The organism is Nodosilinea sp. LEGE 06152, from assembly GCF_015207525.1.
In the GTDB taxonomy this organism is placed as follows: domain Bacteria; phylum Cyanobacteriota; class Cyanobacteriia; order Phormidesmidales; family Phormidesmidaceae; genus Nodosilinea.
In genome coordinates this window covers 115,785-140,564 of the sequence record NZ_JADEWR010000008.1, presented here as the reverse complement: position 1 = coordinate 140,564, position 24,780 = coordinate 115,785, and the positions used below count along the sequence as shown (strand labels likewise).

Here is a 24,780-nt window from a genome sequence, read left to right as displayed (position 1 = left end):
GATTACCCTCGACTGATCTGCCAGAGCAGAAACTGCTGAGTCGGCTCTACGGCAACGCCTTCCACACCGTCCTGGGCAAAGACATAGTCTTTGTTTTGCCACAGGGGAATGTAGGGTACGTCATCGACCATCATCTGCTGGAGGTCGGCAATCAGCTGCTGGCGGGTGGCGGGGTCTTGCTCGGCCTGCTGCTGGGCGACTAGCTCGTTGGCTTTGGGGCTGTAGTAAAACGAGCCGTTGGCCTGGGAGGGGCCTTCTTCACAGAGGTTATTGCTGCCGGTTTCGCAGCTCAAAAAGGGCTGAATGAAGGTGTCGGGGTCGTAGTAGTCGGGGTACCAGTTGGCCAAAATGATCGGGTAGATGCCCTTGCCGACGTTTTCCCAGAGGGTAGCGCCTTCGGTGTTTTGCACGTTCACGGTGACTAGACCCGGTAACCCGGCCTCAATCGATTCTTTCAGGGTATTGGCGACAATGCTGCGGGTGGTAGAGGCGGAGGGGTACCAAACTTCCACGGTGAGGGGGTTGGCCTCGGAGAAACCGGCTTCGGTGAGCAGGGTCTCGGCCTTGGCAAAATCGCCGTCGCCGTAGGCCTCTTTGAACACGGGCTCGGCAATGTCGAAGCTGGCGGGAATGAGGCTGTAGAGCGGCTCAGCCTGGCCCTGAAACACGCGATCGTTGAGCAGGGGGCGATCGACCATAGCCGCGATCGCCTGGCGCACCTTGACGTCATTTAGCGGCTCGATCTTTTGGTTGAGCGCCATGTAGTTGATTACGTTGGTGCCCGCCTCGATCACCTGCCAGCCGCCGGAGCTTTCTTCGCGCTCCAGGGCCGCCACCTGTTCGGGGTCGAGGGTTTGGTAGGCCACGTCTAGCCCGCCGGTTCTAAAGGTGTTGTAGAGGTTGGCGGGGCTGGTAAAAATTTGAATGTCGATGCCGTCGTTGGCGGGGGCATCGCCCCAGTAGTCTTCGTTGATATCGAGCTTGATTGAGTCGCTGGTGAAGGCGGCGAGCTTGTAGGGGCCAGTGCCCACAAACTGGTCGGGCTTAAAGCTGCCGGTACCAATCTCGTAGCTCTCGGGCGAAACCGGGGTGACGCCAGAAAAGCTGAGCAGGGCTGGAAACGCCGCAAAGGGGGATTTCAGCGTCAGCGTCAGCTCGTGCTCGCCGGTGGCCTCGGCGGTAGCAATTTTGTCCGACAGCAGGTAGGCCGGGCGGCCGCCGTTTTCCATAAACCGCTGAATCGAAAAGGCCATCACCTCGGCATTGAAGGGGGTGCCGTCGTGGAGGGTGACATCCTCCCGCAGGGGAATGGTGTAGGTGAGTCCGTCGTCGCTGACGGTGGGCAGTTCGGTGGCTAGCTGGGGTACCAGGTCGGTGGTGCCGGGCTCGTAGGTGTAGAGGCGATCGCCCAGGTTGTAGAGCAAAATGCCGGGGAAGGTCTCGTAGGCGTCGGCGGGGTCGAGCGTGCGCGCGGTGAGGGTGGTGCCAATGGTAATGCGCCCGTCCCCAGCCGCCCCCGCTCCATCCTCAGCGACGGGCTGATCGTTGCCCGCACAGCCGATCGCGATCGCAAAACACAAGCCAAACAGCCCCACAAACTGGGCCACCCGTCGCCACTGGCGATCGGCCCAGGGGCGCTGACGATTCTCAAACCACGACACCAAAGAAGTCATCACGTTTTATCTAGCTAGTTATCTAACGGGCCAACATTGGCATAGTTGTATCACCCTTTGGGGACGAGGGGGAGTGGGGGAGTGGGCGGGTGGGAAAGTTGGAGAGTGGATGGGTGGGAGGGTAGATGGGTGGATGAATTCAAAGTGCAAAATTTTGAATTCTCAATTTTGCACTTTGCACTCCCCCTTCCTCATCTACCCGCCTACCCGCCTACCCATCCACCCATCTACCCCACCGCCTCCTCCACCTTCCCCCCGGCAAATCGCCGCCATAGGGCATCAGTCACCAGGTGCGACAGCAGCCCCAGGGGGCCGGCGAACAGGCACAGCGCCAGGGAGTGCCGGGTAAAGACGCCGCTTTCTTGCCCTTGCCAGTAGATCCAGCGGCCCACGAATAGGTCAAACACCACGAAATGCACCCAGCCGGTGGCGGTGACGTGAGGGTTGGCAAAGAGGGCGGCCAGGTCGCGGAGGCTGAGGTTGGGGTCGGAGAGGGCTTCGATACCCTGCACGTTGCTAAAGCTGGTGACAAACAGAAACAGGTACAGCCCGGCCAGGGCGGCGAAGGGCAGAAAAGACGCCATAACGGTGCGGGTGAGTTTGGTGTTGGGCACCAGCACCATCAGCGTCCAGAAGGGCAGCACAAACAGGTTGGCACCGCTAAACAGCAGGTCTAAAAGGGGGGCATCGACAGTCATAGGGCCGTGAATGGGTAAAAAACTCTCTCCAGTGTAAGCAGTTCCCGTCGGTGCATCTGCGCAGCGATGGAGCGACCAGGCTGTGATGCCGATCTTCGCAATGTCTATCGGAATGTTCAAATGTTCAAGCGTGGCAGAGCCAACCGTGGGAGAGCAATCTAGCCCAGGGCAATATCTAAAAACATCATGGTGACAAAGCCGCCCATGAGGCCGACGGTGCCGAGCTGCCCGAAGGATTTTTGGTCGATGTCGGGGATGATGTCATCCACGATTACAAACAGCATTGACCCGGCGGCAAAGCCCATGGCCCAGGGCAGCGCGGTCTGGGCGAGGGTGACTACAGCAGCGCCAAACAAACCGCCGATGGGCTCAATCAGGCCGGTGAGGGAGGCGATCGCAAAGGCATAGCGAGGGTTGTAGCCAATATTGCGCAGGGCGATCGCCACCACCAGCCCCTCGGGAATATTTTGCAGCGCAATGCCCACCGCCAGAGCCAGAGCCCCGGCCTGTTCGCCGCCGCCAAAGCCCACCCCGACCGCCAGCCCTTCCGGAAAATTGTGCAGAGCGATCGCGATTACAAACAGCCAGATGCGCTTCACATTTTGGGTCTCTGGTCCCTCCTGCCCCTTAAAGAAGTGCTCGTGGGGAAACAGGTTGTGCGCTCCCCACAAAAATGCGCCGCCGAGCAAAACGCCAGCGACCATGACCACCGCCGCGATCGGGCCGGAGTAGCCCAAGGCGATCGCCGCATCGGTGCCGGGCAGAATCAGCGAGAACGAGGTCGCCGCCAGCATCATGCCGCCGCCAATGCCTAGCAAAACGCCCTGGGTGCGCTCTGACGGGTCGAAGGGCAGCAGCACCGGCAGCGCACCAATGCTCGTACTCAGGCCAGCGAAGAGACTCGCGAGAAATCCGGAGGCGAGGGGATTCATGGGGTGAAGGGGTGGATGGGTGGGCGGGTAGATGGGTAGGCGGGTGGATGGATGGTGGGTGGCTTGGCGAGGCTACTATACTAGTCTGACCATAGTGACTATAGTTATCCCGTCTTTCACCTATGGCCATGCCAATCCTGGGGTTGTAGCGTCCCCGTTCAAGCTGGCACCTATCCACCCGCCCGCAGGGCTACCCATCTACSYWTYTWYYYYKYYYKYWKKKYWYWYYMATSMWMCKSYSACCCCSSASWYNCTAYNACYYCTNARCTKMSYCRRYWNCGKCNAGNAWRTGTMTMASMKAMMKGGCGTGCGCGCCATTATGAAAGACATTATTGAGACGCTGCAGGCGGGGCAGGGGCAGCCGTTTATTAACCTGAGCGCGGGCAATCCGGTGATTTTGCCCGAAATTGAGCAGCTCTGGCGCGACTGCACTCAGGAGCTGCTGGCCAGCGCTGAGTACGGCAACGTGGTATGCCGCTACGGCAACAGTCAGGGCTACGAGCCGCTGGTGGAAGCCATCAAGAACGACTTTAACCAGCGCTACGGGCTGGCGCTGAGCGATCGCCACATTTTGATTACCCCCGGCAGTCAGTCGCTGTATTTTTTGGCGGCCAATGCCTTTGGCGGCTACCAGGCCAGCGGGCGCAGAAAAGACATTGTGCTGCCCCTTAGCCCCGACTACACCGGCTACGGCGGCATTTCGCTGGTGCCAGAGGCGGTGCGGGCCTACCGTCCCACCATCGTGGCCGATGAGGCGGCCCATCGGTTTCGCTATCGCCCCGACTTTAGCCAGCTTGCGATCGACGAGAATACCGGGTTTGTGCTGTTTTCGCGGCCCTGCAACCCCTCGGGCAATGTTCTTACGACTGAAGATGTCGAGCACATTGCCAGCCTCGCCGCCGCCCACAACGTGCCTGTGCTGGTGGACTCGGCCTACGCGCCGCCCTACCCAGCGCTAAATTTCACCGCCATGGAGCCGGTATTTGGCGACAACATTCTGCACTGCATGAGCCTCTCCAAGGCGGGGCTACCGGGCGAACGGCTGGGGGTGGCGATCGGCGATCCGGCCATAATTCGAGTGCTGGAGTGCTTTCAGACCAACTTCTGCATTCACTCGTCGCGCTACGGTCAGGCGATCGCGGCCCGTGCCATTGCCTCAGGCGAACTCGCTCGCCTGTCTGAGCAAATCATTCGCCCCTACTACCAAGACAAGTTTGCGGTGCTTGAAACCGCCCTCGACCAGGCCATGCCCCCGAATCTGCCCTGGTACCTGCACCGGGGCGAGGGGGCGATCTTTGCCTGGCTGTGGTTCGACCAGCTGCCCATCACTGACCAGGAGCTATACCAGCAGCTCAAGCAGCGGGGCGTGATTGTGGTGCCGGGCAACCCCTTCTTCCCCGGCCTGCGCGAAGAGTGGCCCCACACCCGTCAGTGCCTGCGCCTGAGTTTGACCGCCAGTCGCGAAGACCTGGCTGAGGCGGCCACCCGCCTGGGCGCGCTGGTGGCTGAGGTGTACCAGACAGCCGCCGTGGCGGTGCCGGTGTAATGGCAGTCAATTCTGTAACCACCGACGACTGGGTTGAAATTGGCCGCATTGTCGCCCCCCAGGGGGTCAAGGGCGAGGTGCGGGTATACCCTAGCAGCGACTTTCCCGAGCGGTTTTTGGAACCGGGCGATCGCTGGCTTAAGCGCCCCCGCAGCCTCACCCCCGAGCAGGTCAAGCTGGTTCGAGGGCGCTATATCGACGGCAAAGGACTCTACGTGGTGCAATTTGCTGGCGTAGACAGTCGTGAGGCGGCCGAAGCCCTGCGAGATGCGGTGCTGTTGGTAGCAGCGGGCGATCGCCCCAGCCTCGACGATGATGAGTTTTATGTGGCCGACCTGGTGGGGCTGCGGGTGATTGTGCAGGCTACTGGCACAGCGATCGGCACGGTGACCGATATTTTTGCCGCTGGCAACGATCTCTTAGAAGTTACCTACTATTCTTCGGGCGAAGAAAATTCACCCAAACCCAAGCCTCGCACTGTGCTGGTGCCCTTTGTCACCGCCATTGTGCCGGTAGTAAATTTAGTCCAGGGCTACCTCGAAATTGACCCTCCAGCAGGACTTTTAGAGCCTTAATCTTATGACTTTCTTATTTTTAAATTCTATTGTTAGACCAACGACCATAAATGGAACGACCATTTCACCCCAGCTCTCCTAGGAGGGTTGGGGTTTATTGATGTCATTGAAGAACGGTCAACAGCCGTTGTCTTTTAGCTCAATCTGAAGCGTTGTTCTATCTCAAAATAATTTAAATTTTTCTTAATTAAAGTACCCAGAAATGCTGCAGCGCAATATTTAGAAGCGCCGCCATTTTTAAAGTATTGCGCTGGCCGAGCAGCTTGGAACATTAGCTACAGGCACAATGCCAAGACGCCACCCGGTGTGCAAGCGCCCTGATCGAACCGACGGTTGCTATAGCCAGTCGGGCGATCGCTACTTATTATCTATAAGTCAGTGTTTGTCATCGAGTCACCTAAAGCATCACCGCCTGGGCAGGGCAAAACGAGGTAAACCCATGAAATGGCAGTCGAGTCGGCGCAGCATAAATATTGAAGACCGCCGGGGCGCGGGAGGGCCTGGCCTGGCAGCGACAGGCGGAATTGGATCGCTGCTGCTGGCGCTGCTGGTGGCCTTTTTAGGCGGCGACCCCTCGGTAGTGCTTGAGCAAGGGCCGGGCATTAGCCCCTACGACAACGCGCCCCAGGTCTCCCAAGCCGAAGCCGATCGCTCAGCCGAGTTTGTCTCGGCGGTATTGGGCGAAACCGAGGATATCTGGCAAACTATTTTTCGCTCTGAGTTTGGTGCCGACTACCAGGAACCCAGCCTGGTGCTGTACTCGGGGGCTACACAGTCGGCCTGCGGGCTAGGGCAATCGGCTATGGGGCCGTTTTACTGCCCCGCCGACCAAAAGGTTTACCTCGACACCAGCTTTTTTCAAGACCTATCGTCTCGCCTTGGCGCACCGGGCGACTTTGCCCAGGCTTACGTCATTGCCCACGAAGTTGGCCACCACGTGCAAAACCTGCTGGGGGTGTCTAGTCAGGTGCAGCGCGCGCAGCAGCGGGTCAGCCGTACCGAGGCCAACGATCTGTCGGTGCGACTAGAACTACAGGCCGATTGTTTTGCCGGGGTCTGGGCCCACAATGCTCAGGTAGCGAGCCAAATTCTAGAGGAGGGCGACATTGAAGAAGCCCTCAATGCCGCCAGCCAAATTGGCGACGATCGCCTACAAATGGAGTCTCAGGGCTACGTTACTCCCGACTCATTTACCCACGGATCGTCTCAGCAGCGGGCCGAATGGTTTTATCGCGGCATTGAAACAGGCGATATTAATCAGTGCAATACCTTTGATGTAGCGCGGATTTAAACGCTTAGTCGGGCGAGCGTTTATGAATTTCTTATGTTTGTGATTTAAGCTCCGGGTACAAAAAACAACTGGTTTTTCCTCACAGTCTGAGCCACAAGTTTAGACTCAACGTCTGCTATTGACCAACGGTGCAATGGCAGAGAGAGTGTGCTGTTCTAGCCAGATTTCTTTTGGTGCGGCAGCGCATTTGGAGGACAGTTGTGCTGGTTCAAGAAATCCCTGGTTCGGCTTAACACAGATTTTAATTGTCCTGCATAGGTTTGTTGCAGGGCTTTGTGGTCAAGGTTTTGTAACTGGTTTTTACGGTCTCCTTTTACGTATTGATTTCCTGGTGCCTGCTTATGTTTAAACGCCACGGCGCTAACGTTCCCCGCGCTACTACATTCTGGAGACGCCCCCTGCTTTGGCTGGTAACCGCTCCCCTGCTAGTTGCTGTTACCGCTGTGCTTGAGCGGGATGGTTCTCTTTGGGCTCAAACCGCCAGCCCCCTAGAGGGCGTCGAAATACCCACGTCTTTAGAGCCCGGTAGCCAGCTCAACATCGACAGCTCGGAGGCAATGCGGTTGGTCAACGATGCCCTGCGATCGCGCTTCTCTAGCCTCTACGGCGATGCCGACGTGGAGGTGGCCTATGAAAGCGCCGACGATGCCGTGCAGTCGGTAATCGACGGCGGCACCGATTTAGCCGCCGTAGGCCGACCCTTAACCGACGCCGAAACCAGTGCCGGGTTGCGTGAAGTGCCCGTGTCGCGCCAGAAGATTGCCATTTTAATCAGCCCCAGCAATTCCTTTGCGGGCAGTCTGACTATTGACCAATTTGCCCAAATCTTTCGCGGCGAAATTACCAACTGGTCTGAGGTAGGCGGTTCAGATGCCCCCATCGTGGTTGTTGACCACCCCGAAACCAGCGACACCCGCCAGGCTTTTCGCAACTACCCAGTGTTTGAGGCGGCCCCCTTTGAGGCGGCCCCCGATGCCCTCACCCTAAGCGAGCCCAGCATTGAGGAAATTGCCACAACCCTCGGCGAAAACGGCATTAGCTACGTCGTGGCCGAGCAGGCCTTCAACAACCCGGCGGTCAAAATCGTGCCCATGCACGACACGCTGCCCGACGACCAGCGCTATCCCTTCTCGCAGCCGCTGTCCTACGTCTACAACGCCGAGACGGCTACTCCGGCAGCGCTGGCCTTTTTGGGCTTTGCCGTCAACCCCAACAACGAGGGGCTGATTGAGGCGGCTCGGGCGGCGATCGCCTCCCCTGACGGCGCAACTACCCCCACCGCTGAGACCGATGCTCCAGCCCCGACGGCTGGGGCGGCTCCAGACGCTACTTCAGAAGCCGCCCCAGAAGCTACCCTCGAACCCGCCGATTCGGTGGCTGTGGCTCCAGCTCGCGGGTTACCCTGGTGGCCCTGGCTGCTGGCCCTGCCTCTGCTGGGCGGCCTGCTCTGGTGGCTGCTTAAAGACCGCACCCCGATCGCAGTTCCCTTGGCTGCGGCCCCCCTAGCTGCTACCGATCGCCGCATTATTCTGACCCCCCGCAGCTGCCGCGACGCCTACGCCTACTGGGAACTGCCCGAGGCCGAGGTCGAGGCCCTGCGCCAGCAAAACTGCTCGCTGGCGCTCAAGCTCCACGATGTCACCGACATCGCCGATGTCGATCGCCAGCCCCCCCACAGCACCTACCGATTTGACTGCAACACGGCGGCCGTAGGCGACCTGCATCTGCCTGTCGATGTCGACAACCGCGACTACCTGGTTGAGCTGGGCTACATAGGCCGCGATGATACTTGGCATGCCCTGGCTCGCTCGGCCCACGTGCGCGTGCCCGCTTGCCCCAGCACCGTTACCCAGGCTGCACCAGGCATTGGGGCCGCTGCCGCCGCTGCTGGGGTAGCAGCGGCGAGCCTAGGGGCGGCGGAGTTGGGTGCTGCTGCGGTGGCCCGTCCAGCTCAAACCGTGGCCCCCACGCGGGTCATTCTCACCCCCCGCGACTGCAAAACGGCCTACGCCTACTGGGAACTGCCCCAGAGTACCGTAGACGATCTTAAAACGGGTTCCCGCGCCCTCAAGGCAAGGCTCTACGACGTGACTGAACTACCCGGTAACGGCCACGGCCTTAACAGCCTGCAAGAATTCAACGCTCCCCTCGAAACCCCCGGTGACCTGCACCTGCCCATAGCGATCGACGATCGCGACTACCTGGTCGAAATTGGCTACGTCGACGCCAACTACCAGTGGCAGGTTTTAGCCAAGTCTGAGGCGGTACGGGTGCCCGCCTGCCCCACTGCCGCCGCCGCCGTGGGCACCTCCCTTGGTGCTTCCCTGGGCGGGGCCGCTAGCCTAGTCGATGGGGGCCAGGTTGCCCCGACAGAACCAGCCCCGGTTCCTGCTGCGCTTGCGGGCGCTGCCGCTGGAGCCGCATTGGGCACGGCCATCCTGTCGAAACGCACCGCCGACCCGATTGCGGCCCCCGTCGTCGATTCTGAACCGAGCCCCGCTGTCGGGATAGGGCGACGCACCGACATGGGAGTCGAGAGCAAGATCATTTTGGTGCCGCGCTCCGCCGCTGCCGCCTACGCCTACTGGGAAGTTGCCCCGGTCCACCAAGAGGCTCTGCAGCAGGAGGGAGGACGCATACTGGCCCTGCGCATCCACGATGCGACCAGTCTAGAGCTTGACAACCAGCCCGCCCACGCCACCCAGGAGTACATTCTGCAGGCAAGCGATACCGATCGCCACGTGCCCATTCCGGTACCCGATCGCGACTATGTAGCCGAACTGGGCTACCTCACCGACGAGGGCCAGTGGCTACAGCTAGTGCGATCGCTCCACGTGCGCGTACCCGCCGCCTAACCTAACCCCCACAAGCTCTGGGGCCACCCATGCTTCTACCCCAGGGCAACGTCATTGATCCGCCATTTCAACTCACTGTAAGGAAACGCCATGTCTCTCTTCTTCGATGTGCTTAGCTCAATCAACAACCCAAACCAGCAGGGCAGCATTGACCAACTCAGCTCAGTCATGACCTCGGTACAAAATCTGGCCGGTAGCCAGGGTCTCAATAGCGATCAGGTCGGCTCGCTGCTCAACGCCCTAGGCGGAGCGCTGCAACCCGCCCTCCAGCAGCAGGCGTCTACCGTTGGACTAGGCCAGCTTGACGGCATGCTCGGCCAGCTGGCCGGAGCTGGGGGAGCTGCGGGTCTAGCCTCGGCCATTCCGCCTCAGATGCAGCAGCAGTTGATTCAGGCTGTCGCCCAAAAGAGCGGTCTCAACGCAGGCATGATTCAAACCATGCTGCCCAAGCTGCTGCCTGTGGCCCTGGGTCTGCTCGGCATGGGTGCCACCAAACCCGGTGCGGCTAGCGGCGGCAACCCGCTACTAAATAGCTTTCTCAACTCCGGCTCACCCAGCACCACCGATTTAGGCACCGTGATGAAATTTGCCGGTCGCTTTCTGAATCCGCCTCAGTAGGCTGGCTTTAGGTCGGTTACAACCTCTCCTAAGCGCTGCCTCTAGGCAGCGCTTTTTTGTAATTGAGGGGCGATCGAACAATTACAAACAACATCACAAATACTGTTGCAGCACGGCGCTAGTCTGCTGCCCGGTTTTCTGCCAGCTAAAGGCCGTGGCTCGCGCCAGCCCGGCGCTCTGTAGTTGAGCCCAAAGGCTGCTATCGCGGGCCACGGCCATCATGGCCTCAGCCAGTTCATCCACGCTATAGGGGTCAATTAACAACGCCGCGTCCCCTGCCACCTCGGGCAGCGACGAAATCTTCGAGGTAATCACCGGAGTACCGCAGGCCATCGCCTCTAGCACCGGCAGACCAAACCCCTCCCACAGGCTGGGAAACACCAGCGCGATCGCCTGGTTGATCAGCCGAGGCAACTCGCTGTAGGGCACGTAGGATAAAAACTGAATGCGATCGCTGAGTTTCATCTCCTCCACCTGAGTCTGCAGCAACGGCGTATAGCGAGGGTCAGGCACTCCAGCGACTAGAAGTTTGAAGTCGGGTAATTTGGTCTGAGCAAAGGCCTGAATCAGTCGCCCTAAATTTTTGTAGGTGTAGTGGCTGCCCACGTAGAGAAAATACGGCTGCCGGGGCAAATCTAGCAACCGGTAATGGCTCTCATCGTAGGCCAGAGGAATTACCGTTGTGGCCCCGGTTGGCGGACCAAAAAAGTGGTGAATATCCCGTAGGGTCGACTCAGAATCGCAAATGATGTGTTCGGCCTGGCGAATAACCTGAGGTAGGTAGTAGCGGGAGTACAGCGTGAGCGGCGATCTCGGCTGGGGAAAGTGCAGCGGAATTAAATCATGCACCGTGACGACCGTTCGGCACGATGACCAGAGCGGTGCTTCAGGAACGGGAGAAAAGAACAGTTTCGCCTTTAGCCGCCGGTAAATCTGGGGTACCTGAAACTGGGTCCACCACAGCCGCCGGGCATGTCCTTTTTTGCCAGCATCAGTAGTGGCTCCCTGGGGAGAGGGCTGATGGCGATGCCCGGCGATCGCGCGATCGCTCAAAATACAGCTGTCCTTGGTAGAAAGATGCTGAACTAGGTTGAGCGCGTACACCCCCAGCCCGGTCGGTTTGGTGGGTACAAACGCCAGATTAATCAGCAGTGCCGCCTCAGTCATTCAGTAGCCGTTTAATGGTGTGCCTGCCTGCGATCGGCTTAACTGTTTACTCAGCCAGCATTTTGAGATCGTAATCAACCATCGATTCTACTAGCTGCTGAAACGAGTACTGAGGCTGCCAATTGAGCTGAGTTTTGATTTTGTCAATCGCCCCAACTAGCTGCACATCCTCATCGGGGCGATAAAACGTTGGATCGACGCTGACGTACTGTTGGTAGTCAAGGCCCAGGTAGCTAAACGCACAATCTACCAGTTCACGCACGGAGTGGGTCTCGCCACTGGCAATAATGTAGTCATCAGGGCTTTCCTGCTGCAGCATCAGCCACATAGCCGTTACCACGTCCTGGGCGTGGCACCAGTCTCGCTGGGCATCTAGATTGCCCAGTCGCAGTTCATTCGCCATACCAAGCTTAATTTGCACTGCCCCCCGGGTAATTTTACGAAAGACAAACTCAGCTCCTCGACGGGGAGACTCGTGGGTATAGGTAATGCCGCAGCAGGCGTACAAGTCATACTTCTGCCGGTAGTTGACCGTCATCCAGTGGGCATAGGCTTTGGCTACCCCATAAGGGTTTCGGGGCCTGAAGGCCGTACGTTCAGTTTGGGGAGACTCATCGGGTTGGCCAAACACTTCGCTGCTCGACGCCTGATAGAAGCGAGTACTCGGCTTGCAGCGCCGAATGGCCTCCAGCAACCGAGACACCCCTAGCGCCGTGTACTCAGCCGTCAGAGCGGGCTGAGTCCAAGACAGGGGCACATAGCTCTGGGAGGCCAGGTTATAGATCTCATCGGGCTGCGTCTGTTCAATGGCATCAATCAGCGAGAACTGATCGAGCAGATCCCCGGAAATGACTTCAATCTGGTTCGAAAAATGGCTGATGCGCTCAAAACTGCTGGAGCTAGAGCGCCGCACCATGCCACAGACCTGATACCCTTTGGCCAACAGGAACTCGGCCAGGTACGATCCGTCTTGACCTGTTAAGCCAGTGATAAGTGCTTTCTTAGGCATAACTCTTCTCTGAGACCTTAAAAGCGCAGACTGGGTCTGGCTAGCTTAGCTAGTATGCCACTCCGCTTGAGGGATGTCATCTGGTTCCAACTGGCTAGAATATGCGGGGCAAACAATATCAGGTACAATCGGTGTCTGGTTTTGTTCCCCTTTGTTCCCCTTTGTTCCCTTACTGTGTAGTCTGCTGCCATGCAGGGTTTGGTTTTGTCGACTTGGCGGTACCGCTATTTCATTGTCTCTTCTATTAAAGTTGAGTTTCGCAGCCGATTTATTCGCAGTCGACTAGGTGGATTGTGGATGATTATTCATCCTCTGGTTCAAGCTGCTATTTTTGCCCTTATTTTGGGTCAACTACTATCGGGCAGACTACCCGACATGGCCGATAACAGGCTGGCGTATCCCATTTATTTATTAGCTGGCACCCTCGGCTGGAACCTCTTCTCAGAGGTGATTTCCCGCTGCCTGACCGTATTCATTGACAATGCCAACCTGCTCAAAAAATTGGTTTTTCCACGCACTTGTTTACCCCTGATCGTGGCAGGCTCAGCTCTGGTCAACAACATGTTGTTGTTTGCAGCCATAGTCTTAATTTTTTTGCTGCTGGGCTTCGTTCCAGGAGTGCATCTAGTTTGGATTCCGCTCTTAACGCTGATCAATTTAGGCCTGAGTCTGGGTTTAGGCTTGATTTTAGGTACTCTTAACGTTTTTATCCGCGATATCGGTCAAATTGTGCCCATTGTTTTACAGCTGGGTTTTTGGTTTACTCCCATTGTCTATGCTCCAAACATTTTGCCGGAACGCATAGCACGATTGCTGCAGCTTAACCCTATGTACTGGATTATTCAGGGGTATCAAAATGCTATCTTATACAACGCGCCACCATCATGGACAGCGCTCAGTGTGATTTCAGCAATAGCAGTTGTATCGCTGGGGTTATCGTTTGTAATCTTTCGACGTGCCAATAGCGAAATTGTCGATGTTTTATGATGCAACCCGTTTTACAAGTTTCTAATGTCGGCAAGGCGTACCGGCAGTATAGTTCAGAACTGGCCAGAGTTCTGAACTGGTTTGGTCTATCGACTAAGCCCGCCACAGAGACTTGGGTGTTGCGAAATGTCTCTTTTGCGATCGCTGCCGGTCAGGCAGTGGGCATTGTTGGGCAAAACGGAGCTGGCAAAAGTACATTACTCAAACTTATTACCGGAACCCAGCGGCCGACGGAAGGTACTATTTCAGTCAATGGTCGGATCGCCGCTATTTTAGAGCTGGGCATGGGGTTCAACCCGGAGTTCACTGGTCGGCAAAATGTCTATCACTCTGCTGGATTAATGGGCTTTAGCAAGAGCGAGATTGACAGCGTAGTGCTAGCAGTGGAGGAATTTGCTGAGGTTGGCGACTACTTTGACCAAATTGTCGGCACCTATTCTAGCGGCATGCAAATGCGGGTAGCATTTTCTGTAGTAACCGCATTTCGCCCAGAAATCTTAATTGTAGATGAAGCCTTGTCAGTAGGCGACACTTATTTTCAGCACAAAAGCTTTAACCGAATCCGTGAGTTTCAGGAAAAAGGCACTACTTTATTACTGGTTTCCCACGACCGGAGCGCAATTCAAGGTCTGTGTGATCGGGTCATCCTGCTGGATAAAGGCTCGGTTATTAAGGACGGTGAACCAGAAGCAGTTATGGATTATTACAATGCTTTGATCGCTGACAAGGAAAATAGTAGAGTTCAAACTAGACAACTTGAAAATGGTAAAACGCAAACCATTTCTGGCACTGGCGAAGCACAGGTAGTTGAACTCATACTAACAAATGCTAAAAAAGAAGTTGCTGAGCTTATTGGCGTTGGAGAAGAAGTAACATTGTCAGTCAAGGTAAAAGCTGAAAATAACTTACCAAAACTTGTGCTTGGCTACATGATAAAAGATCGCTTAGGACAAACAATGTATGGTACTAATACGTGGCATACAGGACAAGTAATAAGCGATGTATCTAAGGGTTCTATCTTAACGTATAACATCAAATTTCTTATGAATTTAGGGCCTGGAACCTATTCTATTTCCACGGCCTTGGTAAGCACTGATACACATCTCGATAATAATTATGAATGGCGAGATTTGGCGCATGTTTTTACTGTAATAAACGTTGATAAAACTCATTTTGGCGGCAGTGCATGGTTGGATCCGTATATAGAAGTTAAACTGCAAGACTCGATACTATGACCTTTATTTCTTACGCCCAGAATTATGAAGATGTGATTCTTTGGCGCGCCTTAAAACATCTAACCCCTGGATTTTATATAGATATAGGTGCCGCTTGGCCAGACGAACACTCTGTCACAAAGGCTTTTTATGAAAGGGGATGGCGCGGTATTAATATCGAGCCAAACCCAGAATTTTTCGCACATCTTGTTTCTGAAAGGCCTCAAGATACTAATTTAGAACTAGCCGTATCTAATCAAGACGGCGAGGCTGAAATTAATCTCATCAAGGATACCGGTCTTTCAACACTCAGCAAAGATATTGCTGAACATCATGTTGACGAAGGATGGTCATGTACTCAAATTATTGTACAAGCAAAAACTTTATCTTCAGTGTGGAGAACATACGTTCCTCAAGGACAGGAAGTACATTTTCTAAAGCTTGATGTTGAAGGTTTTGAGAAAACAGTCATAGAAAGCAATGATTGGTTGGAAAATCGTCCTTGGGTTGTGATAGTTGAATCTACTTTACCTTCCTCGCAAATTGAGAATTATCAGACTTGGCAATCATATTTACTAAAAGCCAATTATACTTTTGTCTACGCTGATGGACTTAATCGCTTTTATTTGGCCAATGAACATTCTAGCCTAGCATCATATTTTGCATATCCTCCTAACATATTTGATGGCTTCAAACTAGTTGACCAACATAAAGCAGAAGTTCAACTGCACGAGATTCAGGCTCTGAATCATCAGCTTGAAGGAAAAATTACAGCTATCCAACAAAATAGTTTTAGTCTTAAAAAGGACAATGATCGGCTAAGGGAAGAGATTGATCAACTCAAGATCGCACTTCATATACTAAACAACAGCCGCTCAATGAGGTTGACAGCTCCTTTGCGTTCTGCTGGCAATTTTACAAGAAAGATAAAGCTTAGCTTTCGTGCCTACGCTGTAGGTAATCACAAGCTCAAATTTATCTCTGGTCAAATAATTGGATCTCTAAGAAACACTGATTTGGTGATAGCTGTCAAAAAAAAAGTGTCGAAAGTTTTTGTTTCGTTTGTTTTATTGCTCAAAAGAAACCAGAGCATCAATAAAATTGCGAAGTATTTACTCTGCCGTATGCCCGGACTAGACTCAAGAATTAGGCGCACATATAGTTCAGTTATTTACTCACTATCCTTTCAAGATAAAAAAACTAAAGCTACAGAGGTTTCGGACTTATCATCTACCGCCCGTCAAGTCCATACCCAATTAAGACAGGCTATCGATAAATATCATAGGGATAAGTACTAATGAGAATTGTGATTGATCTTCAAGGTGCGCAATCAACTGCATCACACGGTCGCGGTATAGAGCGGTATTCACTAGCGATTTCTCAAGCCATAATACAAAATCGCAGAGATCATGAAGTCATCATTGTCCTCAACGGACATTTCCCTGAAACTATTGAGCCCATTCGTGGTGTCTTTGATAGCCTACTGCCTCAAGACAACATTCGCGTATGGGATGCTGTAGAACCAACAAATGAAAATCATCTAGATGAGCAATGGCGGTTACAAGCAGCAGAACTAATTCGCGAAGTCTTCATCGCTAACTTGAACCCCGATGTAATCTATATTACAAGTTTATTTGAAGGATTCATTGACAACGCAATTACAAAGGTAAGGTGCAAATTCAGAAAAATTCCAACTGTAGTAACTTTATTTGATCTAATTCCGCTGGTTCGAGAGGACTTGTATTTGAAGGACTCTCTTATGCGTAACTGGTATTTCAACAAGGTTGAAGAACTTAAAAGCGCCGATTTATGTTTATCTATATCTGAAGCTTCTCGCACAGAATGTATTGAACGCCTTAACTTTGAACCTACAAAGATAGTTAATGTTTCTACAGCTGCCGATAGGCAATTTAAAAGCAAGCAATTAAGTGAAGAAATTGTAAATGGTATTCGTGAAAGGTATTCTCTTGATAAACCCTTCATCCTATACACAGGTGGTATTGATTATCGTAAAAATATAGAAGGGTTGATTCGTGCTTTTGCAATCCTGCCTGACTCTATTAGAGATTCACACCAATTAGCTATTGTTTGCTCAATACAACCAGAGAGCAAAGTTCGTCTTGAGAACTTGATCAAACAGAACAGGGTGAAGTTAAACGCTGTTGTCTTCACCGGCTACGTTTCTGAAGATGATTTGATCAACCTCTACAACTTATGTAGAGTTTTTGTTTTTCCTTCGCTACATGAAGGTTTTGGGCTACCAGCTTTAGAGGCGATGATGTGTGGAGCACCTGTCATAGCATCTAATACATCTAGCTTACCCGAGGTAGTTGGACTTGAAGCGGCCCTATTTGATCCATTCGATGATAAGGCTATAGCTACAAAAATTTCTCAGGTACTCACTGATACTAACTTTAGAGAAGAACTTATTGAGCATAGTCTTAAACAAGCTCAGAGGTTTTCTTGGGATGAGACTGGGAAGAAGGCGGTTCTTGCTTTAGAGAAGTTGGTTTACGAAAACCCAACTTTTACTCAAAATGAAACTGAGACCAAATCTCTACTAAAGCTCGCTTACCTATCACCATTACCTCCAGAACGTAGCGGAATTTCCGACTATAGTGCAGAGCTGCTTTGCGAACTCTCCAAATATTATGAAATAGAAGTAATTGTTTCTCAAAAAAATGTCTCAGATCCTTGGGTTTTAGAAAGCTTAGCGATTAGAGACATTAATTGGTTCACTCAAAATTTTTGTTCGTACGATCGTGTGCTTTACCATTTTGGAAATTCGGAATTTCATGGTCACATGTTTGATCTTCTAGAGAATTTTCCTGGAGTCGTTGTTTTGCACGACTTCTTTCTCAGTGGTATTCAAGCTCACCGAGAAGTAACAAAAGCTGGGGTGGGTAGATGGGTTCAAGAACTCTACTATTCCCATGGCTATAACGCTGTTAAATCTCGCTTTCATTCTAAAGATTCTGCGGATGTAGTTTATAAGTATCCCTGCAACTTTAGTGTCTTAAAAGATTCATTAGGTATAATTACACACTCTGAGTTTTCGTCTGGTCTAGCGCAATGTTGGTATGGTTCGAGTATTATAAAAGGCTGGAGCGTAATCCCGCTACTTCGTGCTCCAGTTCAAAAAAGTGAACATTATCTTAAAAAGCTTAAGCTGGGTTTTAGTGCAGATGATTTTGTCGTTTCCTGTTTCGGTGTACTAGGCAAAATAAAACAAAATCACTGTTTATTACAGGCTTGGCTAGCCTCTGCTTTGTCTGATGACAAAAACTGTCATCTCGTTTTTGTTGGGGAGATTCAGTCAGATAGCTATAGCAATAGTTTACTTAAAAGGATCAACGAAAGTGGCTTGCGGAACAGAATTCATATCACGGGTTGGGTAGATAGACAAACCTTTCAAGATTATTTGAATCTTAGTGATCTTGCAGTACAGCTTCGTACTTTGTCTCGAGGTGAAACATCGGCAGCCGTTCTTGACTGCATGAACCACGGTATTCCTACTATTGTCAATGCCCATGGCTCGATGGCTGAGATTCCTAGAGATGCTGTGTGGATGCTAGAGGATGAGTTTAACGAAAGCGAACTCAAAAATGCCATTGAGACGCTTTGGAAGAATTCAAATCTAAGAGGGGAAATCGCTTCTAGGGCGCAAGAGGTCGTTTCACACAATCACTCTCCGGAAATGTGTGCCAAAAAGTATTATGAAACCATTGAAAGATTCTACCTTGATGCAAAAGTAAGTAGGTATAGTCTTATTGATTCAATTGCTCAGTTAGATATCTCTACTCTTCCAAAACATAATTTGTTTTTTATAGCGGAGTCGATCTCGCAATCCCTTCCTAGTAAGAAATCAGCACGTCAGCTTTTTGTTGATATCTCTGAGCTTGTGCAGCAGGATGCTAAGACCGGAATTCAACGCGTGACTCGTAGCATTCTGTCTGAACTTCTTCTAAACCCTCCTCCACAATATCGTGTTGAACCCGTCTACTCAACTATAGGTGATCGAGGATACCGATATGCTCGAAATTTCACAATGCGTTTTTTGAAGTGTCCTCAAGAAATTTTATGCGATGAATTAATTGAGTTTCAAGTTGGCGATGTGTTTCTTGGTCTTGATCTGCAACCTTTTGTAATTCCAGCGCAGGCTAGCTACTTAAAAACACTTTATAGAAGAGGAATTAAGATACATTTTGTAGTCTATGATCTTTTGCCCGTAAAGTTATCTAATTGTTTTCCGAAAGGCGCTGAAGAGGTATACAAAAACTGGCTGTTAACTATAACTATGTTCAATAACCCCGTGTGTATTTCTCGCTCGGTATCACATGATCTAATTAATTGGCAAGAAGCTTTTGGGGAGAAGCGCTGTCTTCCCTTTGATGTTTCTTCTTTTAGTCTCGGAGCTGATATTTCTAAGTCGGCTCCTACCCTAGGCTTGCCAACAAACTTTAAAGAGATTATTCAATGTTTAAAGTCTAGAAAGACCTTCCTAATGGTAGGTACTATAGAACCACGAAAAAATCATCCTTTTGTTCTTAACGCCTTTGAAACTTTATGGAATCAGGGGCTAGAGGTGAATCTTGTGATTGTTGGCAAGCAGGGGTGGTTGATGGAAACTTTTGTAAGTCTCCTGTCTAGTCATTCAAAGCTCAATACGCACCTATTTTGGTTAAAAGAAGTAAGCGATGAGTTTTTAGAGAAAATTTATTGTGAAAGCTCAGCACTAATAGCGGCTTCTGAGGACGAAGGTTATGGTTTGCCAATCATTGAAGCCGCCCGTCATGGCCTTCCCCTTATTGCTAACGACATACCTGTTTTTCGCGAGGTTGCAGGGGAGAACGCTTACTACTTTTCTAAAGGAACCCCCGAATCGTTAGCTCACTTAATTCAAGAGTGGTTAGAAGTTTTTGATGCTAATCCAGACAGTTTGAGCCCTGGAGGAATAAGCTTTATAAGTTGGGAGCAAAGTGCCAAACAACTGTTAGAGGCTATTGGAATTGGCACAACAATGACATAAATGACGTAAGAAGAGGACGACAGCAGTGTGTGCGAGGGATTTCTCTAGAAGTGACAAAAGAGGAATTAAGAGTTTCCTGTATCAAGGGTAGGAGAATCAAGGGTAGGAAAGAAACGCAGCATTAGTTCTTGCGATAGAAATTGCGCACCAAAATAGCCTGATGGGAGCTAAAGAGCAGGGCCAGCAGGAACCCAATAAACACGGTCAAGCCGATCGCAGGTCCTGAGGGTATATCCAAATAATAGCTGCTGTACATACCCACCACACTAAATAGCACGCCCAGGGTAGCACCTAAGCCCATCATCCAGTGCAGCTCTTTGACCAGTAGGTAGGCGGTGGCGGCGGGGCCCACCATCAGGGCCACAACGAGGATCACACCTACGGTTTTGATGCCGGCGATAATGGCGAGGGTAATGCCCGCCATCAGGCCCAAGTTGATGCGGTTGACGGGTAGCCCCAGGGCTTCGGCTCCAAGGGGGTCGAAGGTAAAGAACAGCAGCTCTTTGTAAAATAGGCCGACCCCGACCAGCACCAGCCCGGCGATCGCAGCAATTTGCCAAACATCGGCGGCGTTGATGCTGAGAATATCGCCAAACAGCAGCTGCTCTAGGGAAACCCGACTGCGAAACACCGTCAGCAGCGTAATGCCCAGGGAAAAAAAAGTGGAAAAGGTGATCGCCATCGCGGTATCGACCTTGATGCGCGATTGGGTGCGAATCCAGGCGATGACGGCTGTGCTAAACAGGCCCATAGCAAAAGCCCCCAGCAAAATAGGAAGGTTGAGGAAGCTAGCGATCGCAAGCCCCGGCAGCACCCCATGGGCCACCACATCCCCCAGCATGGCCATGCGCTGCACAATCAGATAAGTGCCCACCACCGGGCAGAGAATACCCACCAACAGGCTGGCCAACAATGCCTGACGCATAAAGTCGTAGTTCAACGGGTTGAGTAGCCAGTCCATTACGGTATCTCAGAGTCAATGGATAAGGCCTGCACATCGTTTTGTTCAGCCATTGAGCAAAGCGCTGTAAACGCGGCCAAAGACAGGAATTTGCGTGGTTTGGCGGGGCAAGCAGCCAGGTCTGGGTTAGCAGAGGCGGATGTTGTTAGTCTAGCCGCTGTAGTCCGCCTAGCCATCGACGGGCTAAGAAACATTTGGCGCTTTTTAGCCGAACTTAGGAGTTGGCTGGGTCAACCGCGAGGGACAGAAATAGCCTCACCCAAAGTTCCACATCACTGGGTCGGAGGGCAGGTGCTCGGTCACAGTGCGACTGATGGCATCGATTTCAGCCAGATCATCGGCGGAGAGCGATACCGCAGTCGCCTGGGCATTCTCCTTCGCCTGGGAGGCATTACGTGCCCCAACGATCGCGGTGGTCTGCGGCTGAGCGATCAGCCAGGCTAGGGCCAGGTTGCCCAGGGTGGTGTGGTGGCGATCGGCGATTGGTCGCAGGCGATCTAAGGCCGCCTGGGCTTTGTCATAGAGCGGGGGCTGAAACAGCTTGTTTTTGCTGCGAACATCCTCTTTGGGAAACTGCTGGTCGGGGCCAAACTTGCCCGTCAGCAACCCCTGGGCCAGCGACGAGTAGGCCAGAACGGTGAGCCTGTTCTCGGCACAGTAGGGCACCAGTTCGGTCTCGACCCCACGCCAGAAGAGGGAGTAGGGCGGCTGCAGGCTATCAATGCGGCCATGGGTCATCGCCTCTTCAAGCTGCGATCGCGAAAAGTTTGACACCCCGATTGCCCGAATCTTGCCCTGTTCCTTCAGCTGGTTCAGCGCCCCCATGGTCTCACCAATGGGCACCACGTCGCTATTGAAGGCTCCGGCGGGCCAGTGAATCTGGTACAGGTCGATTACCTCCGTCTGCATCCGCCTGAGCGAATTTTCGCAGGACTCGATCACCTGGTCGTGCTTCAAGTGGTTGGCAAAGACTTTGGTGGCGAGCACTACCCGGTCGCGGCGATCGCTCAAAGCCTTGCCCACCAGTTCTTCAGAATAGCCCTTGCCGTAGACCTCCGCCGTGTCGAAGGTGGTAATGCCCGCATCCAGGGCCGCCTGCATGGCATCGATGACGGCCTGGTCTTCGATATCAACCCAGCCGCTCTTGCCCGCCTGCCAGGTGCCAAAGATCAGCGGCGTAATCTCAATATCGGTGTTGCCCAGCCTGCGAGTTTCCATCCTCAAGCGCCGTTGCTGAATTTCGTTACCTGCATAATAACGCTCTGGCCCAGTAGCGCTTGATTACGGGGCCGGGTGATAGTACTGGTTTATTATGGATTTTAGATTTTAGATTGGCGATTTTGGTCGCTGGTCTCCATCCGAAATTCAGAATTCAAAATCCAAAAACGTTCCCAATGCCGCCCCAACTCCGCCCCTACCAGGTTGATCTGATCAACGACCTCTACCGCAAGCTCAACGAGGGGCACAAGCGAGTGGCGATCGTGGCGGGTACCGGGGCGGGCAAGACCGTTATCAGCGGGCAGATCTGTGCCCATGCGGAAGGGGCAGGCAAGCGGCTAATGTTTTTGGTGCACTTAGACGTGCTAGTGGGCCAGACCTACGAAAAAATGCAGTCTTTCGGTTTGCACTGTGGGTTCATTAAAGCGGGATGGGAGGAAAACCGCGAGGCCCCCATTCAGATCGCCAGTATTCAAACCATGTCGAAGCGGCAGTGGTGGAAGCAGTTAAACCCCGACGTGGTGTTTTACGACGAGGGCCACATTACCCTGTTTAGCCAGGTCGGCAAGAAGGTACTCAAGACCTTTCCCAATGCGGTGCATCTGGTGATGACGGCCACCCCCGAGCGCCTGGGTAAAGAACAGCTGGGCGACTACATGGATACTCTGGTGGCCTCTCCGGTGCCCAGCGACCTGCAGCAGCGGGGATTTCTGGCCCCCATGAAGTACTACAGCATGCCCCCCGACGGAGTGGCCAACCTGAAGGAAGTCAAGACTGTGCGGGGCGACTACGACGAAGCCGGACTGAAGAATGCCTGCGATCGCCCCGAGCTAATCGAAAAAATCGTGCGCGAGTGGCAGCGCCTCTGCCCCGGCAAGCGCACGATTGCTTTCTGTGTGGATATTGAGCACGCCCGCCACGTCGCCGATGCCTTTAAAGCCGCCGGGATCACCGCCGACACAGTCGAGGGCGGTACCCCAATTAAAGACCGCAAGCGCATGTACAGCGACCTGCGGGAAGAAAAAATTTTGGTGCTTACCTCCTGCAACGTCATCAGCATCGGCTTTGATGAGCCCAGCGTAGAGGTGGGGCTAATGCTGCGGCCTACCCAGTCGAGCGCCCTGCACCTGCAGCAGATTGGCCGAGTAATGCGGATTTCGCCCCAAACGGGCAAGCTGTACGGCATGATTCTCGACCAGGCGGGCAACCTGGAGCGCCTCGGCTTTCCCGAAGACATCAAAGACTACCACCTGCCTGTGAAAAAAGACGGCGGTGGCGAGAGCAAGCCCCCACCGACAAAGCCCTGCCCCCAGTGTGGGCGGATTGTGCTGTCGTTTATCGCCAAGTGTCCCGACTGCGGCCACCAGTGGATCACCGAGCGTCCGCTCAACCTGGAAGACATGGTGGAGATCTATTCCGCTGACCAGGCCCACCAGATCAACGATATTCCTACCCTGGTGGAGCTGTTTCACAGCCATCGCCGCCGGGCCTACATGCGCCGCAACGCACCGACCTGGGCCGAGCGATCGTTCTGGGAGCACTGCGGTCGCCGACCCAAGGATGCCTGGTGCTTTGGCTCCATCTTTGGCCCTCGGCCCACCCCTACCCAAATGCTGGAGTATTTTGAGTACCTGCAAAAAAGCGCCAAGCGCATCGGCAAGCGCCAGGACTGGATTGTGCAGGAGTTTGAGAAAGAATGCGGTCCGGGCAGCTTTAATCGTCTCGCTAACCTGCGTCAGGTCATTTAGCCGCTCTACCCGTCGCGCTCAGTGCGAATCCAGGTTTGCTCGGGCTTGGTCAAAAACTTAGAGAAGATAGAAAACTTGCTCAGCATGTAGGCAGGCACCCCCAGGATGTCTTGCAGCGATAGGTCGGCGCGGCCGTAGCCCACCCAGGCCAGTCCAATGCCAATGACTAGGCAGGCCAGGGCCGCCAGGGCCAGGGAGGCGGGCAGCCAGCTGAGGCCAGCCAGGGCGATGACCAGGCTCAAGAGGGCGATCGCGACCACAGCCACCACCTGAAGCGTAATCGGCAGCACCGATAGCTCCAGGGCCAGGGCTAGTAGATCCAGGCGTCTTTGCCTGATAGCCTGGCCCAGCAGCCTGGGCACGTACTCGGTGAAGATTTGCAGGTGGCCGTGCTCCCAACGGGTGCGCTGGGTGGTGGCGGCCTGGTCGCCACTGGGCAGGCGGCTGGTCACCCAGGCCGACTGGCAAAACTGAGGCGCATGGCCAGCCAGGGCCAGATCGAGACCCAGCTTCATGTCTTCGACGATGTGGCCGCTGGCGATGCTCACCGAGGTCGCCGCTGACCAGGGCATGGCGATGCCGGTGCCCGTCAGCAGGCAGGGCTGCCCCAGGCCGTATAGCCCCAGCGGGCGCACCCAGTTTTTGACCTTAAAGGCAAAGGCCGAAATACCGTCCTTAAGCCCAGGATTGGTGGGCTTCTCCATGAGATAAACGGCTTGTACGGGGCGGTTGGCCTGCTGGGCTTGGTTAGCCAAGGCGGCCAATGCGCCGGGATGCAGAGTGCAGTCGGCATCGACAAAAACTACGACATTGGGCGCATCGGCGGCTAGGTAGCGGAGGCCAAAGTCGAGGGCATAGCCCTTGCCGCGCTGGGTCGAGTCCTGCCGCTCGATTACGGTGGCCCCTGCTTCACGAGCCTCAGCAGCGGTGGTGTCGGTACAGTTATCGGCAATGACTACCAGGCGATCGCCGGGCCGCAGCTGAGGGGTAATGGTGGCCAGAGTTGCCCCAATGCCGCCTGCTTCATTGTGGGCGGGCACTAGCACTGCCAGAGAGCGATCGGCAGTCGGTGAGGGTAGGGTCGCACCGGAAGTGCGGCTGAGCAGGGCAAACAGGCACTCCAGGGCCAAAAAGGCTGAGGTTGCCAGCAGCAGCAGCGGCACAATGGCTAGGGCTGCGGTGAGCAAATCGCTCCAACTTACGTTCATAGCTGCCAATCTTCCCCAGTAAATCGTTGATTTCAGATTGCCCGAACTGTT

17 protein-coding genes and 1 pseudogene are annotated in these 24,780 nt (G+C 53.7%); 10 read left to right on the top strand and 8 right to left on the bottom strand.

All coding sequences use genetic code 11. The features are described 5' to 3' along the window. Positions 1–2: 2 nt before the first annotated feature. From IQ265_RS13015 to IQ265_RS13005, 3 genes are all read right to left on the bottom strand, one after another. On the bottom strand, positions 3–1,673 hold the full coding sequence (locus IQ265_RS13015) for an ABC transporter substrate-binding protein (RefSeq protein WP_194054208.1): 1,671 nt from the start codon (positions 1,671–1,673) through the stop codon (positions 3–5). 227 nt (positions 1,674–1,900) lie between these two features. Next, a complete protein-coding gene (locus tag IQ265_RS13010; protein ID WP_194054206.1) occupies positions 1,901–2,371 on the bottom strand; it encodes an ABA4-like family protein in 471 nt (156 codons plus the stop codon). Positions 2,372–2,529: 158 nt separating this feature from the next. Continuing rightward, entirely contained in the window at positions 2,530–3,303 is a 774-nt protein-coding gene (locus IQ265_RS13005) for a ZIP family metal transporter (RefSeq protein ID WP_194054204.1), read from the bottom strand. Between the two features lie 289 nt (positions 3,304–3,592). Here IQ265_RS13005 and IQ265_RS13000 point away from each other — a divergent pair. From IQ265_RS13000 to IQ265_RS12980, 5 genes and pseudogenes are all read left to right on the top strand, one after another. After that, positions 3,593–4,849 (top strand): annotated as a pseudogene (locus IQ265_RS13000) (valine--pyruvate transaminase). After that, entirely contained in the window at positions 4,849–5,424 is a 576-nt protein-coding gene (gene rimM / locus IQ265_RS12995; protein WP_194054202.1) for a ribosome maturation factor RimM, read from the top strand. The pseudogene IQ265_RS13000 and the gene rimM overlap by 1 nt, the downstream one beginning before the upstream one ends. Before the next feature lie 439 nt (positions 5,425–5,863). Further along, a complete protein-coding gene (locus tag IQ265_RS12990) occupies positions 5,864–6,715 on the top strand; it encodes a neutral zinc metallopeptidase (protein ID WP_194054200.1) in 852 nt (283 codons plus the stop codon). 341 nt (positions 6,716–7,056) lie between these two features. Beyond that, a complete protein-coding gene (locus IQ265_RS12985) occupies positions 7,057–9,570 on the top strand; it encodes a DUF4912 domain-containing protein (RefSeq protein WP_194054199.1) in 2,514 nt (837 codons plus the stop codon). Between the two features lie 90 nt (positions 9,571–9,660). Beyond that, complete coding sequence (locus tag IQ265_RS12980; RefSeq protein WP_194054198.1) at positions 9,661–10,188, top strand: DUF937 domain-containing protein; 528 nt, start codon at positions 9,661–9,663, stop codon at positions 10,186–10,188. Positions 10,189–10,281: 93 nt separating this feature from the next. On the opposite strand, the gene IQ265_RS12975 is transcribed toward IQ265_RS12980, so the two are convergent. After that, on the bottom strand, positions 10,282–11,355 hold the full coding sequence (locus IQ265_RS12975) for a glycosyltransferase family 1 protein (protein WP_194054197.1): 1,074 nt from the start codon (positions 11,353–11,355) through the stop codon (positions 10,282–10,284). A gap of 46 nt (positions 11,356–11,401) precedes the next feature. Continuing rightward, a complete protein-coding gene (locus IQ265_RS12970; protein WP_194054196.1) occupies positions 11,402–12,364 on the bottom strand; it encodes a GDP-mannose 4,6-dehydratase in 963 nt (320 codons plus the stop codon). Positions 12,365–12,553: 189 nt separating this feature from the next. Between IQ265_RS12970 and IQ265_RS12965 the strand changes: the two genes are divergently transcribed. Genes IQ265_RS12965 through IQ265_RS12950 form a run of 4 tightly spaced genes read left to right on the top strand, consistent with a single transcriptional unit; the run spans position 12,554 to position 19,594 of the window. Beyond that, entirely contained in the window at positions 12,554–13,351 is a 798-nt protein-coding gene (locus IQ265_RS12965; RefSeq protein WP_194054195.1) for an ABC transporter permease, read from the top strand. Then, entirely contained in the window at positions 13,351–14,586 is a 1,236-nt protein-coding gene (locus IQ265_RS12960) for an ABC transporter ATP-binding protein (RefSeq protein ID WP_194054325.1), read from the top strand. The genes IQ265_RS12965 and IQ265_RS12960 overlap by 1 nt, the downstream gene beginning before the upstream one ends. Continuing rightward, complete coding sequence (locus IQ265_RS12955) at positions 14,583–15,863, top strand: FkbM family methyltransferase (protein ID WP_194054194.1); 1,281 nt, start codon at positions 14,583–14,585, stop codon at positions 15,861–15,863. The genes IQ265_RS12960 and IQ265_RS12955 overlap by 4 nt, the downstream gene beginning before the upstream one ends. Then, positions 15,863–19,594, top strand: a complete 3,732-nt coding sequence (locus IQ265_RS12950) for a glycosyltransferase (protein ID WP_194054193.1) — start codon at positions 15,863–15,865, stop codon at positions 19,592–19,594. The genes IQ265_RS12955 and IQ265_RS12950 overlap by 1 nt, the downstream gene beginning before the upstream one ends. 121 nt (positions 19,595–19,715) lie before the next feature. On the opposite strand, the gene IQ265_RS12945 is transcribed toward IQ265_RS12950, so the two are convergent. Then, on the bottom strand, positions 19,716–20,555 hold the full coding sequence (locus IQ265_RS12945; RefSeq protein WP_194054192.1) for a metal ABC transporter permease: 840 nt from the start codon (positions 20,553–20,555) through the stop codon (positions 19,716–19,718). Between the two features lie 255 nt (positions 20,556–20,810). Next, positions 20,811–21,773 (bottom strand): aldo/keto reductase, encoded by a 963-nt coding sequence (locus IQ265_RS12940; RefSeq protein WP_194054190.1) that lies wholly within the window; start codon positions 21,771–21,773, stop codon positions 20,811–20,813. A 176-nt stretch (positions 21,774–21,949) separates the two neighbouring features. Between IQ265_RS12940 and IQ265_RS12935 the strand changes: the two genes are divergently transcribed. Continuing rightward, complete coding sequence (locus tag IQ265_RS12935) at positions 21,950–23,521, top strand: DEAD/DEAH box helicase (RefSeq protein WP_194054188.1); 1,572 nt, start codon at positions 21,950–21,952, stop codon at positions 23,519–23,521. A 5-nt stretch (positions 23,522–23,526) separates the two neighbouring features. Here the strand turns inward: IQ265_RS12935 and IQ265_RS12930 are convergent, their stop codons facing one another. Then, on the bottom strand, positions 23,527–24,729 hold the full coding sequence (locus IQ265_RS12930; RefSeq protein ID WP_194054186.1) for a glycosyltransferase family 2 protein: 1,203 nt from the start codon (positions 24,727–24,729) through the stop codon (positions 23,527–23,529). Between the last annotated feature and the right edge of the window lie 51 nt (positions 24,730–24,780).